This is a genomic window from Nonomuraea sp. NPDC059194 (assembly GCF_042754765.1).
Taxonomy (GTDB): domain Bacteria; phylum Actinomycetota; class Actinomycetes; order Streptosporangiales; family Streptosporangiaceae; genus Nonomuraea.
Window position 1 is genome coordinate 42,558 of record NZ_JBHZBH010000012.1, and the last position, 15,379, is coordinate 57,936.

General features: G+C 69.7%; 14 protein-coding genes. 9 read left to right on the forward strand and 5 right to left on the reverse strand.

Annotated features, from left to right (window positions below; translation table 11 throughout):
• Nucleotides 1-165: 165 nt before the first annotated feature.
• The 7 genes from ACFXJ8_RS17060 (at nt 166) to ACFXJ8_RS17090 (ending at nt 8,776) form a co-directional block, all read left to right on the forward strand.
• Entirely contained in the window at nt 166-1,509 is a 1,344-nt protein-coding gene (locus tag ACFXJ8_RS17060; RefSeq protein WP_379644848.1) for an ammonium transporter, read from the forward strand.
• Entirely contained in the window at nt 1,506-1,844 is a 339-nt protein-coding gene (locus ACFXJ8_RS17065; RefSeq protein WP_093259464.1) for a P-II family nitrogen regulator, read from the forward strand. The genes ACFXJ8_RS17060 and ACFXJ8_RS17065 overlap by 4 nt, the downstream gene beginning before the upstream one ends.
• A complete protein-coding gene (locus tag ACFXJ8_RS17070) occupies nt 1,841-4,069 on the forward strand; it encodes a [protein-PII] uridylyltransferase (protein ID WP_379644849.1) in 2,229 nt (742 codons plus the stop codon). The genes ACFXJ8_RS17065 and ACFXJ8_RS17070 overlap by 4 nt, the downstream gene beginning before the upstream one ends.
• Before the next feature lie 231 nt (nt 4,070-4,300).
• Nucleotides 4,301-7,366, forward strand: coding sequence for a nitrate- and nitrite sensing domain-containing protein (locus ACFXJ8_RS17075; protein ID WP_379644850.1), 3,066 nt, complete (start codon nt 4,301-4,303; stop codon nt 7,364-7,366).
• 52 nt (nt 7,367-7,418) lie between these two features.
• Nucleotides 7,419-7,841 carry a roadblock/LC7 domain-containing protein gene (locus ACFXJ8_RS17080; protein WP_183648813.1) on the forward strand — a complete coding sequence of 141 codons (423 nt, stop codon included), beginning with the start codon at nt 7,419-7,421 and terminating at the stop codon, nt 7,839-7,841.
• Between the two features lie 4 nt (nt 7,842-7,845).
• The gene (locus tag ACFXJ8_RS17085; protein WP_379575328.1) at nt 7,846-8,211 is read left to right on the forward strand and encodes a DUF742 domain-containing protein; all 366 of its coding nucleotides are present in this window, start codon (nt 7,846-7,848) and stop codon (nt 8,209-8,211) included.
• Nucleotides 8,192-8,776 (forward strand): ATP/GTP-binding protein, encoded by a 585-nt coding sequence (locus ACFXJ8_RS17090; protein ID WP_379644851.1) that lies wholly within the window; start codon nt 8,192-8,194, stop codon nt 8,774-8,776. Before ACFXJ8_RS17085 ends, ACFXJ8_RS17090 begins: the two co-directional genes overlap by 20 nt.
• A 451-nt stretch (nt 8,777-9,227) precedes the next feature.
• Here ACFXJ8_RS17090 and ACFXJ8_RS17095 read toward each other — a convergent pair whose 3' ends face one another.
• Complete coding sequence (locus ACFXJ8_RS17095; protein ID WP_379644852.1) at nt 9,228-9,668, reverse strand: NUDIX domain-containing protein; 441 nt, start codon at nt 9,666-9,668, stop codon at nt 9,228-9,230.
• A 396-nt stretch (nt 9,669-10,064) separates the two neighbouring features.
• Between ACFXJ8_RS17095 and ACFXJ8_RS17100 the strand changes: the two genes are divergently transcribed.
• Both ACFXJ8_RS17100 and ACFXJ8_RS17105 read left to right on the forward strand, forming a co-directional pair.
• On the forward strand, nt 10,065-10,421 hold the full coding sequence (locus ACFXJ8_RS17100; RefSeq protein ID WP_379644853.1) for a BlaI/MecI/CopY family transcriptional regulator: 357 nt from the start codon (nt 10,065-10,067) through the stop codon (nt 10,419-10,421).
• The gene (locus ACFXJ8_RS17105) at nt 10,418-11,359 is read left to right on the forward strand and encodes a M56 family metallopeptidase (protein ID WP_379644854.1); all 942 of its coding nucleotides are present in this window, start codon (nt 10,418-10,420) and stop codon (nt 11,357-11,359) included. Before ACFXJ8_RS17100 ends, ACFXJ8_RS17105 begins: the two co-directional genes overlap by 4 nt.
• Nucleotides 11,360-11,439: 80 nt before the next feature.
• Here the strand turns inward: ACFXJ8_RS17105 and ACFXJ8_RS17110 are convergent, their stop codons facing one another.
• From ACFXJ8_RS17110 to ACFXJ8_RS17125, 4 genes are all read right to left on the reverse strand, one after another.
• On the reverse strand, nt 11,440-12,063 hold the full coding sequence (locus ACFXJ8_RS17110; protein WP_379644855.1) for a vitamin K epoxide reductase family protein: 624 nt from the start codon (nt 12,061-12,063) through the stop codon (nt 11,440-11,442).
• On the reverse strand, nt 12,044-12,775 hold the full coding sequence (locus ACFXJ8_RS17115) for a DsbA family protein (RefSeq protein WP_379644856.1): 732 nt from the start codon (nt 12,773-12,775) through the stop codon (nt 12,044-12,046). Before ACFXJ8_RS17115 ends, ACFXJ8_RS17110 begins: the two co-directional genes overlap by 20 nt.
• 252 nt (nt 12,776-13,027) lie before the next feature.
• Nucleotides 13,028-14,275, reverse strand: coding sequence for an MFS transporter (locus tag ACFXJ8_RS17120; RefSeq protein WP_379644857.1), 1,248 nt, complete (start codon nt 14,273-14,275; stop codon nt 13,028-13,030).
• Complete coding sequence (locus ACFXJ8_RS17125) at nt 14,272-15,300, reverse strand: PLP-dependent cysteine synthase family protein (RefSeq protein WP_379644858.1); 1,029 nt, start codon at nt 15,298-15,300, stop codon at nt 14,272-14,274. Before ACFXJ8_RS17125 ends, ACFXJ8_RS17120 begins: the two co-directional genes overlap by 4 nt.
• Between the last annotated feature and the right edge of the window lie 79 nt (nt 15,301-15,379).

Below are 15,379 nucleotides of genomic sequence, written 5' to 3' on the forward strand. Positions count from 1 at the left end.
ATCCGAAACACCCGCGAAACACCGGGATGCCGAGTTTCACGCATGCGAAACATCCGAGTCCAAGTCACGAAACGGCGGAAGACCACGCTGAGGCCACACGTCAGTGCGCTGCTGGGGGCATCCACTGCGACACGAACAGGCCGAAAGTGAAGGAGGGTCGCGTCGATGATCGATAGCGGCACTACCGCCTGGATGCTGGTATGCACCGCCCTGGTGCTGCTGATGACTCCGGGCCTCGCGTTCTTCTATGGGGGCATGACCAGGGCCAAGAGCGTCCTCAACATGATGATGATGTCGTTCGTCAGCATCATCGTGGTGACGGTCGCCTGGGTCCTCTACGGCTACTCGCTGGCCTTCGACGCCTCGGGCAACGACACGCTGAACTTCCTCGTGGGAGGTCTGGACAACCTCGGCCTGAGCGGGGTGTTCAACGCGGTCTACGAGGGACTGATCGTCGAGGGCGGCCAGGTCACGGCCGAGGCGGCCGCGGCCGACAACTTCCCGATGATGGTCTTCTCCGCCTTCCAGCTCACCTTCGCGATCATTACGGTCGCCCTGATCAGCGGCGCCATCGCCGACCGTGCCAAGTTCGGCGCCTGGGTGGTCTTCTCCCTGGTGTGGGCGACGGTCGTGTACTTCCCCGTGGCGCACTGGGTGTGGGGCGGCGGCTGGCTCGGCCAGCTCGGTATCGAGGACTTCGCCGGCGGCACCGTGGTCCACATCAACGCCGGAGCGGCGGCGCTCGCGCTCGCGCTCGTGCTCGGCAAGCGCCAGGGCTGGCGCAAGGAGCCGATGCGCCCGCACAACCTGACGCTGGTCCTGCTCGGCACCGGCCTGCTGTGGTTCGGCTGGTTCGGCTTCAACGCCGGCTCCGAGCTCGCGCCCGACCAGACCGCGGGTCTGGCCTTCATGAACACGCAGATCGCCACCGCCGTCGCGGCGGGCGCCTGGCTCGTGGTCGAGAAGCTGCGCGACGGCCACGCCACCACGCTCGGCGTCGCCTCCGGCGCGGTCGCCGGTCTGGTCGCCATCACCCCCGCGTGCGGCTTCGTCGACCCGTGGGCGGCCATGGTCATCGGCCTGCTGGCCGGTGTGGCCTGCGCCTACGCGGTCGGCCTGAAGTACCGCCTCGGCTTCGACGACTCCCTCGACGTGGTCGGCGTGCACCTGGTCGGCGGCGTCATCGGCGCGGTCTCCCTCGGCTTCTTCGCCGCCTACCCGTTCCTCGAGCAGCAGAACGAGGGCCTGTTGTACGGCGGCCCGCTCAGCCAGCTCGGCCTGCAGATCCTCGGCCCCGTCGCGGTCGGCGGCTACTCCTTCGCGGTGTCGTGGGTCGCGGCCAAGGTGATCGACAAGACAATGGGCTTCAGGCTCGACGCCGACAAGGAGCTCGCCGGCGTCGACATCACCACGCACGCCGAGACCGGCTACGACCTGGGCACTGTGCACGCCTCCGGCGTCAGCGCGTCCTCGGCGATCGCCACGACCCCGAAGAAGGTGGACGTATGAGGCTCATCACCGCCGTCATCAAGCCCTTCAAGCTCGACGACGTGAAGGCCGCGCTGGAGCAGTTCGGCATCAAGGGCATGACGGTCAGCGAGGCCAGCGGCTACGGCCGCCAGCGCGGGCACACCGAGGTGTACCGCGGCGCCGAGTACCAGGTCGACCTGGTGCCCAAGGTGCGCCTGGAGGTGCTGGCGGAGGAGGACGACGCCGAGGACGTCATCGACGTCATCGTCAAGGCCGCCCAGACCGGCAAGATCGGTGACGGCAAGGTGTGGTCCGTCCCCGTCGACACCGTCGTCCGGGTGCGCACCGGAGAACGCGGTCCAGAGGCCCTGTGAGAGCAGAAGCGCGCTCGTTCGCCGCGGCCCGCAAGGAGCGGGCCGCGGACACCGACCGCTGGCTGAAGGACCTCCTGCGCACGGCGCACCCCGGCGGCGAGGGCGTGGCCCTCGTCGCCGTGGGCTCGCTCGGCAGGGGAGAGCCCGCTCCCGGCAGCGACCTCGACCTGGTCATGCTGCACGAGGGCAGGCAGGACGTCGCCAGGCTCGCCGACCGGATCTGGTACCCGATCTGGGACTCCGGCATCGGCCTCGACCACTCGGTCCGTACGGTCGACGAGGCCGTGAAGGTCGCCCGCGACGACCTGAAGGCCGTGCTCGGCCTGATCCAGGCCAGGCACGTCGCGGGCGATCCCGAGCTGACCAGGAAGGCGAGGGAGTCCGTGCTCGCCGAATGGCGGGCCGACTCCCGCCGCAGGCTCGTGGAGCTGCGCGCCGCGGCCGACAAGCGGGCCGAGACCAGCGGCGAGCTGGCCTTCCTGCTCGAACCCGACCTGAAGGACGGCCGCGGAGGGCTGCGCGACGTCCAGGCCATGCAGGCCGTGGCCGCCGCGTGGGTGGCCTCCGCGCCCGGCCCGCGCGTCCGTGAGGCCTACGAGCTCATCCTCGACGTACGGCACGCGCTGCACGTCGTCACCGCCCGCGGCGCCGACCGGCTGGTCCTGCAGGAGCAGGACGCGGTGGCCGGCACGCTGGGGCTGCTGGACGCCGAGGCGCTGATGCGCAGGCTCGCCGAGGCGGGCAGGACGATCTCCCACGCCTTCGACGGCACCTGGCGCACCGTCGACCGGCTGCTGTCGGGGCCGGTGCCGCGCGGTCGCCGTCCGCTGGCCGACGGCGTGGTCGAGCACGGGGGCGAGGTCGTGCTGGCCCGCGGGGTCACCCCGCGCACCGACCCCGTGCTCGTGCTGCGCGCCGCCGCCGCTGCCGCCGACTCGGGGCTGCCGCTGGCGCCCGCCACCGTCTCCGCTCTGGCGAGTCAGTCGGCGCCGATGCCGGTGCCATGGCCCGACGAGGCGCGTGACGCGCTGGTGGCGCTGCTCGGCGCGGGACGCGCGGCCGTACCCGTGTGGGAGGAGCTCGACCAGGCGGGCATCCTGGTGAAGCTGCTGCCCGACTGGGAGCGCGTACGGCACCGCCCGCAGCGCAACCCCATCCACCGCTTCACCGTCGACCGCCACCTCATCGAGGCCGCGGCCAACGCCGCCGCCCACACCCGCGAGGTCTCCCGCCCCGACCTGCTGCTGATCGGCGCCTTCCTGCACGACATCGGCAAGGGTTGGCCCGGCGACCACTCCGCCACCGGAGAGGTGGTCGTGCGCGACATCGGCGCCCGCCTCGGGCTGCCGCCGCGCGACGTCGAGATCCTCGCCACCCTCGTCCGCCACCACCTGCTGCTGCCGGAGACGGCGACCAGGCGCGACCTCGACGATCCCGTGACGATCGAGAAGGTGGCCGCGGCGGTCGGCTCGGGTGAGGTGCTCGACCTGCTGGCCGCGCTCGCCGTGGCCGACGGCACCGCCACAGGCCCGGCCGCGTGGAACGCCTGGAAGGCCTCGCTCGTCGACGATCTCGTGCGCAGGGTGCGCAGCGCGCTGTCGGGCTCGCCGCTGCCGCCCGCCCCCGCCCTCTCGCCCTCCCAGGCGACGCTCGCCAGGCACGGCGGCGGCGCGATCAGGGTGAATGGGACCAACGTCACAGTCGTCGCACCTGACCGCCCTGGACTGCTGTGGCGGGCGGCCGGCGTCCTGGCCGCGCACCGGATGGTCGTCCGCTCCGCCTCCGCCGCTTCGGCGAGCGCCACGGCCGTGATCGAATTCTCCGTCGTCCCCGAGTACGGCACGCCGCCCGACCCCGCGACTCTCGAAGCCGATCTGCGGCTTGTCCTGGCCGGACGCCTGGACATCGAACAGCGGCTGGCCCGCCGTACGCGATCGATGCGACCCGCCAGGGTGCCGGTCGCCCCGCCCCGCGTCACCTTGATCGACGACGCCTCCGCGACGGCCACCGTCGTGGAAGTCAGAGCCCATGACCGTCCGGGCCTTCTGTGGCGAATTGGGAGAGCTTTCGGGGAATGTGGGCTTGACGTGAAAGCCGCCCGCGTGGAGACTCTCGGCGCGGAGGCGGTTGACGTCTTCTACGTAGTGGACCGCGCCGGACGCCCCCTCAGCGCCGATGCGCAGCGGACCCAAGTCCGCGATCACGTGCTCGCTGCGCTCCGATAACCAACGGCAACGGTCTGCGGTCGTATTTGTAACGATTGTGTCCGTTTTGCCTGGTACGCGAGGTGTGGCGGATACGTTGTGTGGCGAATTACGGTCTTTATGATTCCTGTTGTGGAACAGGGTTGAGGGGTAACGACGGCTGTGACGACGGTGACATCCGACGGCGGACGCACCGCCAGGCGGGACCGCGGGAAGCGGTCGATGCCACGAATGGGACTGCGCAACTGGCGCGTGAGATCTCGTCTCACCGCCCTGATCCTGGTGCCCACCATCGCGGGCGTCGTGCTGGGCGGAGCGAGAGTGGTCTCCTCCGTCGACAGCATCGGCGTGTACGACCGCACGCTGGTGGTCGCCGACCAGGCCACCGACATCCGCGACCTGGCCCAGGCGCTCGGTATGGAGCGTGACACGGGCGGCTGGTACTACGCGACCAAGCAGCGCAGGCAGCTCAAGCAGCCCTACGAGGCCAGCAAGGACATCGTCGACAAGAAGGTCAAGGTCGTCATGGCCGACCTGGCCACGATGGACGCCTCCTACGGCCCCCGCGTCGAGCAGGCCGCCAAGCTCGCCGCCGCCCAGCTCAGGTCGCTGTCAGCGGTCCGAGCCCAGCAGCGCGCCAGGGCCGACTCCAACGCCTACCGCTACCTCCTCGAGCAGCTCGTCCGCGTCCACGAGGAGCTGAGCCTCCTCAACACCGACCCGCAGATCGTCGGTGACTTCCGCGCGCTGACCGTGCTGGTGAAGGCCAAGGAGGCGGTCTCCAGGCAGCGGATCATGCTGCTGGAGTCGTACTACGGCTCGTCAAGGGTCGACGCGCAGCGGGTGACCGACTTCATCGCCGCGGGCTCCCAGCAGTGGCAGCTGGTCAACAGCTTCGCCGCCGACGCCGGCGCCACCAGGGCCACGGCCCTCGCGACAGGCCTGAAGAACGACAGCGACGTGGTCAGGGCCGAGCTGACCAAGGCCCGCGCCATCCGGCTGACCAGCGACGGCCCCGCCTTCTCCGCCAGGGCGCTGCTCGTCGACCCCACGCAGTGGTTCGAGGACAACGCCAAGGCCATCGCGGTCATGCAGAAGGTCGAGACGAACGCCGACCCCAAGAACCTCGGGCTCGCCCAGGCGGTGACCAAGCGCGCCGAGGATCTCAGGAGCGCCGAACTGCGCACCGCCTTCCTCATCGGTGGCGGCATCCTCCTGCTGCTCCTGCTGGTCCTGCTGTTCACCGTCCTCATCGCCCGTTCGATGGTCACCCCGCTGCGCCGCCTGCGCAGCGAGGCGCTCGACATCGCCGGATCGCGCCTGCCCGACGTCGTGCGCAACCTGCGCGTCTCAGGCAACGCCGCCGCGCCCGAGGTCGAGCCCATCGACGTCGAGGGCAAGGACGAGATCGGTGAAGTGGCGCAGGCCTTCGACGAGGTCCACCGCCAGGCCGTACGGCTCGCGGCCGAGGAGTCGGAGCTGCGCAGCAACATCAGCGCGATGTTCGTCAACCTCTCCCGCCGCACGCAGACGCTGGTGGAGCGGCAGATCTCGCTCATCGACGGTCTGGAGAAGGGCGAGCAGGACGGCAGCCGCCTGGCCGACCTGTTCAGCCTCGACCACCTGGCCACCCGCATGCGCCGCAACTCCGAGAACCTCCTGGTCCTGGCCGGGCACGAGCCCACCCGCAGGCGCAGCCAGCCGGCCAAGCTCGTCGACGTCGTCCGCGCCGCCCTGTCAGAGGTCGAGGACTACGAGCGCGTCCAGGTCAAGGTGCACCGCGCGACCTCGGTCGTCGGCAGCGCCGCCAACGACCTGGTCCACCTGGTGGCCGAGCTGGTCGAGAACGCCATCCAGTTCTCACCCAAGAACAGCCAGGTCATCGTCTCCAGTAGCATCATCGAGGGTGGCGGCGCGCTGCTGTCGGTGAGCGACCAGGGCATCTCCATGAGCGAGGAGGAGCTCACCGGAGCCAACAGGCGTCTGGCCGAGCCGCCCGTCGTGGACGTGTCGGTGTCGCGCCGCATGGGCCTGTTCGTGGTCGGCCGCCTCGCGCTGCGCCACGGCATCCGCGTGCAGCTGCGCAAGGGCGAGGGCAGCGGGCTCATCGCCATGGTGCTGCTGCCGCCGGCGCTGCTGCCCGACGCCAACCAGCCGCCGCCCCCGCAGCGGCCCGCCTTCGGCGGCAGCGCGGCCACCGCCCCCGCCTACGGCAGCGGCGCGCAGCCCGCCTTCGGCGCCCCGGCGCAGAACGGCGCGTTCGCCGCCTTCGACTCCCATGACGGTAACGGCCAGGCCACCCGCCAGGGCTTCGGCGCCTTCACCGCCGACACCGGCGGCGACGGCGGCTTCTTCCGCCAGCAGCCACCCCGGCAGGGCGGCCAGCACCCGTCGTTCCCCAGCATCGACCTGAGCGCGATGCCCAACCTCGACCAGACGGCGCCGCACCCCGGCGGCTCGCACCCGTCCTTCCCCAGCCTGGACCAGAACGGCCAGCATCCGTCGTTCCCCAGCATGGACGCCCAGCGCTCGCCCTTCCCCAGCCTGGACCAGGACGGGAGGCGCCCGTCGTTCCCGAGCCTGGACCAGAGCGGTCAGCGCTCGCCGTTCCCGAGCCTGGACCAGGACGGTCAGCGCCCGCCCTTCCCCAGCGTCGACAGCGGGCTGCCGCGTCGCGCCCCCCAGGCCCCCCACGCCCCGCGTGCCGAAGGCGCCGACACGGGCATGTTCGCGACGCCGCCCCCCGCGGCGCAGGCGCCGTCCTACCCGTCGGCCGCGTCGTGGGAGGAGCACACCGCCTCCATGCCCGCAGTCTCCATGCCCGCGGTCGACAGCTCGCCGATGGAGGCCGAGCAGGAGGAGTTCCTGCCGATCTTCGCGTCGGTGGAGTCGGCCTGGTTCAAGCGTCCCGAAGAGGCCGCGCAGCCGTCCGCCTCCGCCGCGGCGTCGACCGGGCCCTCGGCCTCGGCCAGGCAGGAGCCCAAGTACCACATGCCAGAGGCGCGGCCGCCCGCGCAGGCCGTACCCTCTGATGGTGACCTGTGGCGGACCCCCGCCGACGCAGGGTGGCAGGCGGCCGCCGCGGCCAGCGACCCCAGCCTCGGCGGCATCACCGCCGCCGGTCTCCCCAAGCGCACCCCAAAGGCGAACCTGGTCCCCGGCACGGCGGGCCAGCCGCCCCAGCAGATGAGCCCGATGCCGCCGATCTCGGCGGACCGGATCAGAAACCGGATGTCCAGCTTCCAGCAGGGCGTCCGGAGGGGACGCGCGGAACTGAACGACGAATCCGCCCCTAACGGGTTGGATAAGGAGGACTAGGCGTGAGCGAGCGTCGCGAGCCAATCGTCACGCTTCCGACGAAGGAGGAAGCGTGACGACCTTGAGTCACGAGGCCCACAGGTTCGACTGGCTGATCACTGACTTCGTCAGGAACACCCCCGGAGTGGCCCACGCCGTGGTCGTGTCGGCCGACGGCCTCTGCCTGGCCAGCTCCGAGGGCTTCCCGCCGGACCGGGCCGACCAGCTGGCGGCCGTGTCCGCGGGCCTGCTCAGCCTCACCGTGGGCGCCTCGCGCGTCTTCGAGGGCGGGCCGGTGACCCAGACGGTCGTGGAGATGCAGCGTGGCCTGCTCCTGGTGATGGCCATCAGCGACGGTTCCGTGCTGACCGTCCTGGCCTCGCCCGACTGCGACATGGGTCTGGTGGCCTACCAGATGACCCTGCTGGTGGATCGTGCCGGACAGGCGCTGACCCCGGCACTCCGTGCGGAACTCCAGGCTGCCAGGACCCGGTGATGTGATGGTGTACGGGAGCGACGGGACAGGGGACGACGAGCCCCTGTTCCGTCCGTACGCAGTCACCGGCGGCAGGTCGGAACCCCGCTACCACATGGCAATGGAGACGCTGATCTCCTCGATGTCTATCCCGGATGACGAGATGGCCCTGCTCACCCCCGAGCAGGAGGCCATCATGACGCTGTGCAGGTCGTTCCGGTCCGTCGCCGAGATCTCCGCGCTGCTGCGGGTCCCGCTCGGCGTGGCCAGGGTCGTCGTCGCCGACATGGCCGACGAAGGCCTCGTGCGCCTGCACCAGCCGCGTCTCGACCAGGGACAGCCAGACATGAACATGCTCGAAAGGGTGCTCAGTGGACTTCGCAGGCTCTAGCGGCGGGCTCACCTCGACGAAGATCGTCGTCGCGGGCGGGTTCGGCGTCGGCAAGACGACGTTCGTGGGTGCGGTGTCCGAGATCCTCCCGCTGACCACGGAAGCGGTCATGACCGATGCCTCGGCGGGCATCGACGACCTCGGCCTGACCCCGAACAAGCAGACCACGACCGTGGCCATGGACTTCGGCAGGCTCTCGCTGGACAGGGACCTCATCCTGTACCTGTTCGGCACGCCGGGCCAGCACCGGTTCTGGTTCATGTGGGACGACCTGGTGCGCGGCGCCATCGGCGCCGTCGTGCTGCTCGACACGCGGCGGCTGGCCGACTCCTTCCCCGCGATCGACTACTTCGAAGAGGCCAAGCTGCCCTTCGTGGTGGGCATCAACGGGTGGGAGGGACAGTTCCCGCACTCGGAGAACGAGGTGCGCGAGGCGCTGGCGCTCGCACCGCACATCCCGATCGTGCGAACCGACGCCCGCAACAGGGAGTCGGTCAAGGCGACGCTGATCTCCCTGGTCGAACACGTCGTCCGCGTCCGCGCCGCCTACGGCACGCCCGCCTGATCTTCTCCGGCTCTCGCGGCAGGCCGCCGTTCCTCCCGGCGGCCCGTACCTCATCTCGGCAGGCCGCCGTTCCTCTCGGCGGCCTTCCGCGTCTCTTCCGGGGGTCTTCTCTGGTACGGCAAGCCCCGCTCAAGCCCACCCTGGCCCTGGGCACGGGGCTGGGGCCCGTCCAGGGAGACGGCCATCCAGCGCACGTGGCCGGCCGCCGTTACGCGGCCCCCACCCGGCGCCCCCACAGTGGAGCTTGCGCTCGCAGACCGGCCCGAATCGCGTCGGGCTGGGAGTGCTGGCCGCCTTCGCTCCGCCCGCCCCGGTCGATGAGGTCATGGCCGACTTCAGCCGCTCACGGCAAGAAGCCGCTCACCCCGAGCGGTTGGTCGCGCTGCTGCATGAGCGGCCTGCAGGAGCGGGGCCTGCCGCTGCACGTCCTCGACGGCCGCCTCAGGCGGCGTCACAGGCCGATGTTCGACTTGGCGCCCATGTAGGAGCCCGCCTCGGGCCATCCTGCCTGGGCCAGTTCGACGAAGCGGGCGCTGAAGCCCAGCGAGGGCAGGTCGGCGAGCGGCACGAACTGCACGCCGCGGATCGGGGTGGTGTCGGCCCCCTCGGCGACGGCGCCCACGGTGCCGCCGGTGCGGGTGGCCTCGAACGTCATGTGGATGACGTGGGTGCCGTTGCCGGGCAGGTGATCGCACACGTACAGCAGCCGGTCGACCTGCACTTCGACGCCGGTCTCTTCGCGCATCTCCCGGGCGAGGGCGTCGGCGAGGCTTTCCCCCGGCTCGACCTTCCCGCCCGGAAGCGACCAGGAGCGGCCGGTGTCGGTGTCCTGGTCAAGGAGCAGGATCCGGTCGTCTTCGATGACGATGCCGGTGACTCTCACTTTCACCACGCGGGCACGCTATCCACCAGGGGGGAGTCACAGGCACCAGTTGCGCCCCCGTGCGCTGACCCACGCCGCCGAGGACGGCGCCAACACCTCGACCCTGCCGGCCTACTCCGGCGACTCCGGCGGCCGCATCGCCTGCGGCGTGATCAAAGAACGCTAGGCGACCCTCCACCTCGGGATGGCGCCTGGCATCAGTCGTCGTCTTCGACGAGTTCGCCCTCCTCGCGCCAGATGGCCGCCGGCTCGCGACCTTCCTGCCAGCGCGCCAACACCTCCGGCGAGATGCCGAGTAGCGGGCCGGCGAGGCGACCGAGGTATCCCCGGCGAAGGCCGGTAAGGAAGCATGAGCTGTAACCTTCTACTGTCAGTAGAACCGCAGGGAGATGGGAGGGCTCGCAGGTGCAGCTGGGCAATCTCGAGCGGGCGATCATGGAAGCCCTCTGGCGGCATCCCGACGGAATGTTCGCTCAGGACCTCGCGGCCGGTCTGCCGTCCCAGCCGGCCATCACGACCGTGCTGACCGTCCTTGTGAGACTCTCGCGCAAGGGCATGGTCTCCAGAGAAAGGGTCGGACGCGCCCACCTGTACAAGGCCGCTCTAGAGAAGGACGCTGTCGTCGCCGAGGCTATGCGAGCCGCTCTGGACGAGGCGGCCGACGTCGAGGCGGCGGTGCAGCGATTCGTCGGGACGGTGAGTCCTGAGGTGGCGGCCGCCCTGCGCGAGGCGCTTGGTGCCCGGGACGGAACCTCATCATGACGGTCTGGCTGATCGCCGCCGGCGCCGCGCTGCTTCCTGTGGTTCTGGGGAGCCGCGTGGCCCGCCGGTTGGCCGCCGCGACCTGGACCCACCGGCATCCGCGCGCCGCCTTGGTGCTCTGGCAGGCCATCGGACTGAGCGGAGGCCTGGGCGCCGTGGGCATCGGCCTGGTGGCAGCGGTCTGGCCCCTGGCAGCCGTCTTTCCGCACGGCATGCACACGCTGGCCCGGCAAATCGCCAGCGGGCATGGACTCACTGGGCTCGGACCAGCTCACCTGGCCGCTCTGGCCTGGTCAGCCGGCCTATGCCTCTGGCTGCTGGCTCACACCATCCGGATCACCGCGAAGACGGTACTCGACCAGCGACGCCAGCGCCTCCTGGTCGACGTCGTCGCCGACCACCTGCCGCTCCACAACGTGTACGTCCTGCCCAGCGCCCGGACCGTGGCCTACTGCGTGCCAGGCAGGCATGGACGCGTCGTGCTCAGCCGGGGAACTTTGGACCTGCTGGGCACTCAGGAATTGGACGCCGTCCTCGCGCATGAGCGTGCTCATGCCCGCGGACGCCATGACCTGGTCCTGCTTCCCTTCATCGCACTGAGCCACGCCTTTCCCTGTCTTCCCGTAGTGGCTACGGCGAGGTCAGCCGTTGCCGTGTTGGTCGAGATGATGGCCGACGATCGTGCGCGGCAGGTCCACGGTGAGCTGCCACTGGCTCGCGCCTTGGTGCAGATGGCGACCCCGGCAGGCGGCCAGGGGGCTGGTGCGTTCGCTCTTTCCGACGCGGGGCTCACCGAACGGCTCGAGCGCCTGCTCAACCGCCGACCCGAGCCGAGCTGGGTACCGGCCGCTGCCTACTCGGCGGCCAGCCTGTTGCTGAGTGGGCCGCTTGCCGTACTCGTCGCCCCTCTCCTGTGCATCGCCATCTGGAAGGTGTGACGCCCGGTCACCGAACAGGCGCTTGCCCGCAGGCAACGGGTCAGAGCAGAGTGGCGATGGCCGCGAACAGCAGCTACGCCTCAGATGAGGGTGCTCCAGTACGGCCAGAACCTGATGCCGATCATGGAGACGATGGCCAGGAACCAGACCGTGAGCACGACGGTGTGGTAACCGGAAAGGGCCCTGACCGGCCCGTAGCGTCGGAAGTTGTGCAGCGAGACGTACCAGAAGATCGGAATCGTCACCGCCCAGACGACCATGCAGTAAGGGCAGAGCGCTCCGATCACATAGAGGCTCTGATAGACGAGCCAGTGGACGAACACAACTCCGAAGGTGACGCCCGCTTGCAGCCCGCGCCAGAACCAGCGCTGGAAGCGTGCGCCGGCCAGAATGGCCGCGCCGATGGTCGCGACGACGGCGAAGGCGGCGATACCGAGAAGCGGGTTGGGGAAGCCGAACGCCTCCGCCTGCGGTGTGCTCATGACGGAGCCGCACGACAGGACGGGGTTGATACTGCAACTCGGTACGTAGGCGGGGTTCTTCAGGAGCGCGATCTTCTCGACAGCCAGGACGAAGGCGGCACCGAGCCCGAGCACGCCGCCTACCAGCAACAGGCGCGGTAGTAGCTGAGGATACGGGTCGTCGTGACCGGCAGCGGTGCCGTCGGTCGACCGGGCTGCGACCTCAGCCGGCGAGTGCTGCATCGATGGCCGCCTTGAACTCTTCGGACGAACGAGGTTCGATCTTCTTGCCGTTCAGGAAGAACGTCGGGGTGCCCTGTACGCCAAGCGCCTGGCCGTCTGCCGCGTCCTTCTTGACGCGCGCCAAGGTCGCCGGGTCGTCGTACGCCTTGTCCCAGGCGGCCATATCCAGGCCAAGGTCCTTGGCGAAGCCGCGGAAGGCGTCATCGGCCGGTATCTGCTTCTCCGCCCACTGCTTCTGGGTCTCGTACATCCGCTGGTACATCGCTTCGAACTTGCCCTGCTTGGAGGCCGCCTCAACCGCGCGGGCCGCTCGCTCGGCATTGAAGTGGCTCGCGATCGGGAAGTACCGCGCCACGAAGGTCACCTTCCCCGCGTACTGCTTGCGCAGCTCCTCGACCACCGGGAAGTACGCGCCGCAGGCCTCGCACTCGAAATCGAGGAACTCCACCAGGGTGACCTTGCCGTCCGCGGCGGTCTGCAGGCGGTGGCTGTCAGCGCGGACAAGCTGCGACTCGCCCGCGGCGACGGCATCGCTCTGGCTCGCGCTGAAGCGGTTGATGACGAACATGGCGGCGACCACCACCACGAAGACGCCGACCACGGTGAGCGATACCGCGATGTTCTTCTTGCGTGACTCCTTACGCCGATCCTCGGCTCGCATCGCTTCGATCTTCGCCCGCCGGGCTTCCATTCGATCTTCAGTGCTCGACATGCTTCTCCCTTCGCCTCTACGCCCGACCCCGGTCCGGCGCCCGATGGATCCGGACACGCCCGTGGCGCGCCTCTCAAGGGCATGCCAAAACGATCCAGCGCCGTGCTGGAGGGCGGTCGCGCCTGGTCGGTTTAACTTCTACCTAATGTAGAAGATCGGTGGACTCCTTTGTCCATAACTTAGATACGAGGCGACGCCGATCTGTCCGGTGCGGCCGAAAGGCGGCTCCACCGGGCAGACGACGTTCCAGGGTCAGGTGGCGGCGAGGGTATTGCTCCCGATGGCCAGCCGGTTGCCCTTCGCCAATCGCCTGACGGCGGCGGCGGAAGCGAAACCCGCGGTGACCAGGAGCAGCCACGGCAGGCCCGCCCAGCCGGATGCACGAGCGACGTCGATCATGGCACCGAAGAGCAGATACCCGGCCAGAATGCCCACCCCGGATAGCAGGTTGTACAGCCCGTAGTAGGTGCCGACCAGCCGGTCGCCGGCCATGTCGGCGATCGTGGCCATCTCGAACGGGTAGGCGACCAGCGTGCCCACGGTGAGTAGCAGCGTGCAGGTGACAGCGGGCAGTGCGGCCCACGGCCATGGAAAGGGAACATGCGCCGCCACGGCCATAGGGGCAAAGGACAGCCCCATGAGTGCGAGGCCCCGGCTCATTGCCTGGCCGCGGGTCCAGCGCCGGTCGCACCAGGCGGTCAGCCGCACCTGGCCGGCGATTCCGAGCACGGCCGACAGCGCGTACAGCGCCGTCACCCCCAAGTCGCCACCGCCGGCGCGCTGCATCTCCAGGGGCAGGCCGAGGTACATCTGGTACGACAGGCCGTAGGAGGCGATCATCGACGCGGCGAACGCCAGGAACGCCCGGTCGCCGAACGCCTGCCGCCACTCGCGCGAGACCGGCGGCCTGTCCGACGCCGCCGCGTCCCGCCGTTCCGGCAGATACATCCCCTGCAGGAGGGTCAGCACCGCGAAGATCGCCGCGGCGGACAGGCACACCACCGTGAAACCGCTGCCCAGCAGCACCACGCCGAGCAGCGGGCCGAGCAGGATGCCGCCCTGATAGAAGACGTTGAACACCGCGAACGCCTCGATCTTGCGCTCGCCCGCCTCCCTGGCAAGGTAGGCGCGGGCCGCCGGGTTGAACAGCGCCCCCGCGAACCCGGTCACCGCCGCGGCCGCGAGCAGCACAGGCAACGCGGTCGACAGCCCGAACAGGGCGAACCCGAGCGTGCGCAGTGCGCAGCCGGTCATGATGACCCGTTTGCAGCCGAGCCTGTCGGCGAGTGTGCCACCGATCAGGAACAGGCCCTGCTGGCTCAGGTTCCGAAGTCCCAGGACCAGCCCGATCGTCCAGGCCGCCAGGCCCGCGCCGGTCGCCAGATGCTGGGCGAGGTACGGCATGAGCATGTAGAAGCCGAGGTTGATGCCGGCCTGGTTGATCTGCAGGAGCTGGATCGGACGGTTGAAGGAGCGGAACTGCCGCAGCGTGGCGATCACCGCGTTCCCCCGGTGGCGTTCAGCGGATCCTTCACATCAAGGCAGCGGGTCCAGCGATGAACCTCGCGGGCGGTGGCGTTGGTCAGGAGATCCGGTTCCTCGGCCGATACGGTGCCGAGCAGGTCATGGGCCTGGCAGTACTCGTCGTCGAAGATGGTGTTCCAGTAACGCCATGGACCGTCGGGAAAGACTGCGACGATGGTCTGCCCGGGCGAGGTGAGGGCCAGCCAGCGGGCAACCAGCGTGACGGCGCCGGTGCTCCACCCGCCGGACAGGTAGTGCCCTGCGGCAAGGGCACGGCAGGCCCACACCGCTTCGGCGGCGCTGACCCAGTGCACCTCGCTGAAGGCGTCGTAGGCCACGTTGCGGGGGTGGATGCTGCTGCCCAGGCCGCGCATGAGGCGGGGCCGGTCAGGCTGACCGAAGATGGTCGAGCCGACGGTGTCGACACCGACCAGCCGCAGTCGGGGGAAGTGGCGGCGGAGCACTTGTGAGATGCCGGCACTGTGTCCGCCAGTGCCGACCGAGCACACCAGGATGTCGATGTGCGGCAAGCGCGCCAGCAGCTCGTGCGCCAGCCCGGCGTAGGCATCGACATTGTCAGGGTTGTTGTACTGGTCCGGGCAGTAGGAGCCGGGTGTCTCCCGCAAGAGTTGCTGAACGCGCTCACGGCGAGCCTGCTGCCAGCCCCCCACGGGATGAGAGTCGGTCACGATTTCCAGGCGCACACCGTACGACGTCAGCAGGCGCCGCATGAGTGGCTCCATGCCGGGGTCGCCCACAAGCGTGACCGGGTGACCGAAGGCGATGCCTGCCAGCGCGAGACCCAGGCCCAGGGTTCCGCTGGTCGATTCGACGATCGTCGCGCGGGGGAAGAGATCTCCTCGTGCCCGGGCTTGGCGCACCATGTGAAGTGCGGGCCGGTCCTTGATGCCGCCGGGATTGAAGCCTTCCAGCTTGGCCCAGAAGCCGCCGCCACCCGGCACGAAGGGGCCGGAAACGAAGGTGAGCGGCGTGTTTCCCACCGCTAGAGAAAGCGATGAATATCCGGTTGCCGGCGCGTTGTCTGGGCGCGCCGAAGTCGCTTGCAGTGACATGTTAATC

What these genes read in the sequence shown, in the direction of transcription:
- ACFXJ8_RS17060 (WP_379644848.1), top strand. Translation starts at nt 166, where the DNA reads ATGATCGATAGCGGCACTACCGCCTGGATGCTGGTATGCACCGCCCTG.
- ACFXJ8_RS17065 (WP_093259464.1), top strand. Translation starts at nt 1,506, where the DNA reads ATGAGGCTCATCACCGCCGTCATCAAGCCCTTCAAGCTCGACGACGTG.
- ACFXJ8_RS17085 (WP_379575328.1), top strand. Translation starts at nt 7,846, where the DNA reads ATGGTGTACGGGAGCGACGGGACAGGGGACGACGAGCCCCTGTTCCGT.
- ACFXJ8_RS17105 (WP_379644854.1), top strand. Translation starts at nt 10,418, where the DNA reads ATGACGGTCTGGCTGATCGCCGCCGGCGCCGCGCTGCTTCCTGTGGTT.
- ACFXJ8_RS17110 (WP_379644855.1), bottom strand. Translation starts at nt 12,063, where the DNA reads ATGCAGCACTCGCCGGCTGAGGTCGCAGCCCGGTCGACCGACGGCACC.
- ACFXJ8_RS17115 (WP_379644856.1), bottom strand. Translation starts at nt 12,775, where the DNA reads ATGTCGAGCACTGAAGATCGAATGGAAGCCCGGCGGGCGAAGATCGAA.